Source organism: Thermodesulfovibrio sp. Kuro-1, assembly GCF_006538445.1.
Classification (GTDB): domain Bacteria; phylum Nitrospirota; class Thermodesulfovibrionia; order Thermodesulfovibrionales; family Thermodesulfovibrionaceae; genus Thermodesulfovibrio; species Thermodesulfovibrio yellowstonii.
The window spans coordinates 410,081-417,248 of sequence record NZ_BJKS01000001.1 but is presented as its reverse complement, the minus strand read 5'-3'; the positions used below and the strand labels follow the sequence as shown (position 1 = coordinate 417,248).

The following is a 7,168-nucleotide window of genomic DNA, read 5'->3' as shown; positions in this document are numbered from 1 at the left end:
ATTAAAATCAATTACTGCTGAACCACGGTCTTTGTTATGCACATCCCCTTGAGCTTTGTTTAACCATTGGTAAACTCCCGTTGCTGCCCCTGAAATAGATAGCTTGTCCGTGATGTCTACTGCATAAACTGATACAGGAAAAAGTAAAATAATAAGAAAAAGCAAAAACTTTCTCATATTCCGCCTCCCTTTTAAAATAAAAAAGCCACGAAAGCATTTTAGCTCTTCTGAGCCTTAATCGCCTTCGTGGCTTGGACAATTATATCAAAGCCTAAATTCAATAGTCAACTTTTTCCTTCTTGCAAACTTGACTACCTCAAAAATTTTTGATAAAGTTTAGTATGTCAGATAGTGAAGTTATTAAAATTTTAAAAGAAATGCCTATTTTTCAAAACCTTTCAGATGAACATCTTTTGCTTATTTCCAAAGGTTTTAGCATAAATAAAGTAAAAGAAGGGAAGTTTATCTTTTATCAATCAGAGGAAAGCACAGACCTTTATATTATTCTTGATGGCGCTGTTAAAGCATGTCTTTTAGACCCTGAAGGCAAAGAGCTCATTCTTAACATATTTAAAAAAGGTGACTTTTTTGGAGAATTAAGTCTTCTGGATGGTAAACCTCGCTCTGCAACAGTTATTGCTCTAAAGGATTCTGTTGTTGGCATTCTTAAAAGAGAGCAGTTTCTTACATTGCTCAAAAATAATCCAATGATTGCCATATCTCTTCTTTCAGCACTTGTTGAAAGAATAAGAATGACAGATGAGATGCTTGGTGCAATGGCATTCTTAGATGTAAGTAGAAGAATTTTAAAATATATTTTAAATATAGCTCAAAAAGAAGGAGAAAAAACAGAAGAAGGTTATATAAAAATAAACAAAATAACCCATAGAGAATTAGCTTCCTGCACAGGAGCATCTCGTGAAGCAGTTACAAAAGCTTTAAAAATTTTAAAGTTCAAAGGCATTATTTTTGAAAAAAATGGACATTTTTTTATATCACCTGACATAGAGATTTGAGATTAGACATTGCTCATGATTTTATTGTAAATATGTGAAAAATACCTTTACATATGTTTTCTCTTCTGATATTCTTGAGTTAAGAAAAATCAAGGGGGTATGAGATGGAACATTTAAAGTTTTTAATCCCGTGTTTAATTATTGCCTTAGTTTTTGGATGCACTCCAAAAGAAGTTGTAAAATGCACACTTCCTGAAGACAATCCAGAATATCACTATCTTGCAGGGATGAGAGTTCTTGAAGAAGGTAAAGTAGATATGGCAATTTTAAAGTTTGAAAGAGTTCTTTACTGCGATGAAAAGTTTTCAAAGGCTTATTCAGGAAAAGCAATTGCAAAGGCTGAAAAAGCAAAAATGATTAAGGATGCTGATATAAGAAAGATTGAAATTGAAAGAATTGAAAAGGATTTAAAGCTGGCAAAAAAATATGCAGAAACTATCTCTGATGAATTTGACTACTATCTTGCAAAGATAAGAGTTTACACTGCCCTTAAAACAAAAGATTGGCTTGAAGAAGGGGAAAAAGCTTACTTAAATGCTATTGATCTAAAGGTTGATGAAACAAAGCTAACTTACTACCAAGGAAAAGAATCTGCCCATTACTTTATGGGAGTTGCCTACATGAATGCCCTTGATTTTGAAAAGGCAAAGGACAAGTTCAGAGCTGTTTTAAACTCAAAGACAACAGGAAAATGGCATGAAAAAGCTGAAAAAGCATGGAAAAAGGCTGATAAAATCACCCGTGCAATGGCAGGAGTGACAGTTGGAGATGTGGGTAAAAAAATTGCGGTGCAGGAAAGTATCACAAGAGCTGATCTTTCAGCTCTTCTTGTGGATGAGTTAAAAATTGACAGTCTCTTTGCTGGAAGAATTCCGATTAAGAGCCAGATTGAAAAGGCAAAGCCAGAGTTTATACCTGCTGATATAATCAATAATCCCTTCAAGCAGGAGATTCTAACAGTTCTTAAATTGAAAATAAGAGGGCTTGAGCCAAAATATGATGAAACAGTAAAGGCATATCTTTTTAAACCTGAGGAGGTTGTTAAAAGAGGAGAGATGGCTTTAATACTTGAGGATGTGCTTATTAAACTAACAGCAGATGAAAAAATAGCTACAGCATTTTTAGGACACGAAAAATCACCATTTTTAGATGTAAGAACAACATCTCCCATCTACAATGCTGTAATGAATATGGTTACCAGAGGGATAATGGAGCCAGAGCTTTCAGGAGAGTTTAATCCTGAAAGAGCAGTTAACGGTGCAGAAGCGATTCTTGCAATAAGAATGTTAAAACAAAAATTAAACATTTATTAGTAGGAGGACAGAAATGAAAAAACTTACTGTTTTTATCTTATCATTATTTTTATTTTCAGGATTTTTATTTACAGGTCATGCAAACTCGCAAGATTCTACACAGGATAAGATTTCACCAGTATTTCAAAAAGCGAATGAGTGGCTTCAGAGAAACAACCTTTCACTTACTACCTCTCCTGAGCAGGCATTTTTAAATGACTATATTCTCGTCGCAGCAGAAGGACTTCCTTCAGCCACAGCAAGAACCCCTGCTCAAAAAAGACTTACTGCTGAACGCGCTGCAACAGCGCTTGCGTATAGGCAGCTTGCAGAGATTCTTGAAGGAGTTGCCGTTGTTGGAGATACCCTTGTAAAGGATGCTGAGCTTCAGTATGATGTAGTAAGAACAGCAGTTGCGGGCTTTGTAAAAGGCGCTCAGATTGTTTATAAAGAATGGAATCCTCAGGAAGAATCAGCACTTGTTATTATAAAGGTGGGAATGTCTGGACCTAAGGGATTTGGCTCACTTCTTTATGAAAAAATATTGGGAGAACCGAAGATTAAAAAGGAAATTATTGAACCTCAACCACAGTTTAAGCCAAAGCCAGTTACTATTGAAGAAAAATATGATGGGCTCATAATTGATGCAACAGAAGTTAACTTCAGACCCGCGCTTATAAACAGGATATTTACTTCAAAGGGAGAGATTATTTATGACCCTTCAAAGATAAGTCAAAAAGTCCTTGTTGAGCAGGGTTGCGGAGAGTATACAAATAGCATTGAAAAAGCAAAGGCTGCACTTGAAAAAAGAGGAGTAAAAAATCCTCTGATAATCAAAGCTTCTGGCACAATAAATCCCAGTGATCTTCAGGTCTCAGATGAGGATGCTGTAAAGATTTATTCTGCCAATCAGAAGGCTAACTTCTTTGCCTCTGCAAAAGTAGCCTTTGTATTGAAGTAGGAGTGGAAAAATGAGAAGGATGATATTATTAATCGGTTTTTGTATATTTGTGTTAGGTTTGACCTCATTGTATGCTGAAGAAAAGGATTATGATATAACTCGTATTTCTATAACTCTTGAAGAAAGAAAAGAACTAATGCCTGATATTCTCAGCATGACTGTTGGAGTTAATGCTAATGCAGCTAAGGAGACAGAGGTTATAAACATGCTTGGTAGCATTGATAAAGCTATAAGAGTTCTTAATTTAAACTACAAGGGAGGAAGTTATTCAGTTTATAAAAACTGCTGGTGGGAAAAAGATAAAAGAAAATGCTCTGGATATAAGGGAGAACTTGGCTATTCCTTTGAGTTAAAGGATTCAAAGGAACAGAATAAGATTCTTGAGGTGATTGATGAGTTTAAAGAAAAATATGGTGAAAAACTGAATTACACTGTCTCCCATCCTCAATGGCTTATTTCAGAGAAAAAAGCTAAGGAGACAGAAAACGAACTTAAACTTGAAATAATTGATACGGCAGTTAATTTTGCAAAGAAAGCAGGAGAAAAGCTTGGCAGAAAATGTTCAATTTCAAATATTAATTATGATGTGAGACGACCTATATGGGAACCACCTGTATTTTATAAAACTGCTCCCATGATGGAGAAAGCCATGATTGAAGCTCCAGAACCTAAAAAGGAGGATAAAGTAGTTAATGTAAAAGCTTCGGTAGGATTGGTATGCAAGTGAGGAAGTTTATATTTATAATCCTTATCTTTATCCTACCAGTCATTGCCTATGCCCAGCCAAAAAGTGAGGCAGAAAGGCTATGGGAGCTTGGGGATAAAGCATATAAGGAAAAGAAATATAAAGAAGCAATTTACTATTATGAGAAATCTCTTGCTCTTTGTGGAAATGATTATGAATGCCTTGCCTCAAACTACAATGGACTTGGCTCTTCCTATGAAGATATGGGAGATGAAAACAAAGCCCTTTTTTATTACGAAAAGGCAATTGATGTAGCACGGAAGCTTGGAAATAAGGAATGGCTTGCTGATGACCTTTTTCTTGCTGGCTCAATATACTACAGAAAATCGCTGGATTATGAAAAAGCCTTTGCATACCTTGAAGAATCAAGAAAACTCTTCACTGAAATAGGTGCTAAAGATTCTCTCACAATAGTGCTTCATGAGCTTGGAAAGGCTGCTCTATCTCTTGGTAAATACGAAAAGGCTCTTTCAAGCTTTAATGAATCTCTTAAGCTTTATAGAGAAAAAGGAGATGAAAACTCAGTAGGAGCAAATCTTTCTCTGATTGGTTTGGTTTATTCAAAAATGGGACAGCTTAAAAAGGCTCTTTCTTATTTTGAAGAGGCACTGAAAATTGCAAAAAAACATAATGACCCTGAAGGCACATCAATTGTTTTAAGAGAAATTGCGGATATATACTCAGACCTTTACCAGCGTGATAGAGCAATCTCTTATTATCAAGAGGCAATTGAGATTCAGAAGAAAAATAACTTAAGAAAAGAACTGGGAGTGACACTTAACAATCTTGGCTCAATGTATATGGATTTAGCTCAGTATGAAAAAGCACTTCAGAGCTATCAGGAAGCATTAAAAATCGCAAAGGAGCAAAATGACCTACCAACAACTGCTACTCTTTTTAATAATATCGGACATGTATATGCAAAATTTGGTAGAACTGACAAAGCCATCATGTATTATCAGCAGTCACTTGAACTTGAAAAAAGATTAAAAAGGCCTGCATCACTTGTCTATGTTTTAAATAATATTGGAATGGAGTATTTCAGGGTTGGAAAGTATGATGATGCTCTTAAATATCTAAAAGAAGCTCTTGAAATTGACAAAAAACTTAATAATCCTCATCTTCTTGAAACAAGACTTAATTGCATTGGAGCAGTTTATCTAAAACAAGGTCGTTACAGGGATGCAGAACAGATATTTCTTGAAAGAAAAAAACTTGAGGATAGAATAAAACCAAACAGGTTGCTTCATGCAGGTCTTGTGGAAGTATATCTTAAGACAGGAAGGTATGATGAAGCATTAAAGCTTGCCAATCAAATACCACCTTCATGGCAAGACAGCAAAAACAGACACATTGAATACTACACACAGGTTGGGCTTGCCCTTAAGGGTAAAGGTAATCTACAGGAAGCAGCAGTTAATCTTATGAATGCGATTGATTTGACAGAAGAGATGAGACAGTCTGTTACTGAAAGAGGGCAATTCTTTGCTGGTGGAGGGTATTACAACAGGCTTACTCCATATAAGGCAATAATTTCAGTGATGGCTGAAATGGCTGAGAGAGGTATAAGTCTAAATCTTGGAAAAAGAATAATCTTTAAGTATTTAACCTATGTAACCTATGAGCAGAATCCTTTGTCAGTTGCCTTTTATTTCTCAGAACTCACCAAAGCAAGAAGCCTTCTTGAAGTAATCGCAGGTGCAAAGAAAGGGATTGAATATACCGAGATTCCTCAAGAATTGAAAGAAGAGGAAAACCGCATACTGCAGGAGCTTTCCTATCTTGACAGTAGATGGGAAGATGCATTGAAAAAAGGTGAGCAGGCTGTAAAGGAATTACAGACAAGAAGGGAAGTTCTTAAACGCTCGCTTAATGAATTAATTGATATTTTCAGGAAAGAATATCCAAGATATGCAGCCCTTAACTATCCTTTGCCTGTGCATGCAGAAAAATTGCCACTTAAGGAAAACGAAGTTTTGTTAGAGTATGCAGTTACAGATGAGGCAACTTATCTTTTTGTTGTAAGAAAGGGCGGTGTGAAAAGAATTATAAAAATTAATGTTGCCAGAGACAACCTTGAAGAGATGGTAAAGTCTTTCATAGAGCCAATGAATCTCAGGAAACCAGACAGATTTTCTGTCAGAGATGCTAAAAGGCTTTATGACATACTTCTTTCTGAAGCATTAAAGGAAGTAAGGGCAGATGAAAAGATAGTCATTGTGCCTGATGGAATACTTGGGCTTCTTCCTTTAGAAGCACTTGTTATAAAAGAAGGAACAAACCTGAAAGATAGCACATACGTGGCAGACAGATACACAATCACTTATTACCAGTCAGCAACAATCCTTGCATTAAACAGAGTTTTTAAAACTCCTGAGCCTGAAAAGCCACTTTTTGCATTGGGAAATCCTGTCTATGCCGCAAATGACCCAAGATACATAGCATGGAAGCAGGGGAAAAAAGAAACCTATTTTGCAAACTTAAACCAGTATGCCTTAAGAGGACTGGCAGTCAAGGCAAAATGGGGAGCAGTAACAGAGGATGAAAAATCTGGAAGGGTTGAGTTTCCTCCGCTTCCAGAGACAGAGGATGAAGTTAGAGAAATAGCACGCATTATGGGAGTAAAACCTGAGCCTCCACAGATTTTACTTTCAGTAATGGCAAATGAGACAAATCTTAGAAAAGCAGGGCTTGAAAAATATAGATACATCCATTTTGCAACCCATGCATCCCTTCCCGGAATAATTCAGGAGGTAAATGAGCCATTTATACTTCTTGGGCAGGTAGAAAATCATGGAGATGATGGATTCTTAACGCTAAGTGAAGTAGCCGCTATGATGCTCAATGCCGATATGGTGGTATTATCCGCATGTGTAACAGGTCTCGGTAAAGAGGTTGAGGGTGAAGGTGTGGTTAATTTTGCGAGAGCATTCCAGCAAGCAGGTGCAAAAGCTGTAGTTGTAAGTTTATGGGAAGTGGCAAGCAAACCAGCAGTGGAGTATATGAAGACATTTTATAACTATCTCAAATCTGGTAAAAGCAGAGCAGAGGCAATGAAACTTGCAAGGGCAGAGATAAAAACAAAATACCCGAGCCCATTTTATTGGGCAGTGTTTATTTTGCATGGAGAGGGAGATGTTTAAATGAACATATA

The 7,168-nt window shown here is 36.4% G+C and carries 5 protein-coding genes; all 5 read left to right on the top strand.

The genetic code is table 11. The features are described from left to right. Positions 1 to 341 precede the first annotated feature (341 nt). The 5 genes from FLY87_RS02170 (at position 342) to FLY87_RS02150 (ending at position 7,157) form a co-directional block, all read left to right on the top strand. A complete protein-coding gene (locus FLY87_RS02170; protein WP_012546542.1) occupies positions 342 to 1,016 on the top strand; it encodes a Crp/Fnr family transcriptional regulator in 675 nt (224 codons plus the stop codon). A 104-nt stretch (positions 1,017 to 1,120) separates the two neighbouring features. Continuing rightward, positions 1,121 to 2,329, top strand: coding sequence for an S-layer homology domain-containing protein (locus FLY87_RS02165; protein WP_012545470.1), 1,209 nt, complete (start codon positions 1,121 to 1,123; stop codon positions 2,327 to 2,329). A 13-nt stretch (positions 2,330 to 2,342) separates the two neighbouring features. Next, on the top strand, positions 2,343 to 3,269 hold the full coding sequence (locus FLY87_RS02160; protein WP_012546408.1) for a hypothetical protein: 927 nt from the start codon (positions 2,343 to 2,345) through the stop codon (positions 3,267 to 3,269). A gap of 10 nt (positions 3,270 to 3,279) precedes the next feature. Next, on the top strand, positions 3,280 to 3,996 hold the full coding sequence (locus tag FLY87_RS02155) for an SIMPL domain-containing protein (protein ID WP_012546574.1): 717 nt from the start codon (positions 3,280 to 3,282) through the stop codon (positions 3,994 to 3,996). After that, positions 3,987 to 7,157: a tetratricopeptide repeat protein gene (locus tag FLY87_RS02150; protein ID WP_141266196.1), complete on the top strand. Its 3,171-nt coding sequence runs from the start codon at positions 3,987 to 3,989 to the stop codon at positions 7,155 to 7,157. Before FLY87_RS02155 ends, FLY87_RS02150 begins: the two co-directional genes overlap by 10 nt. Positions 7,158 to 7,168 lie beyond the last annotated feature (11 nt).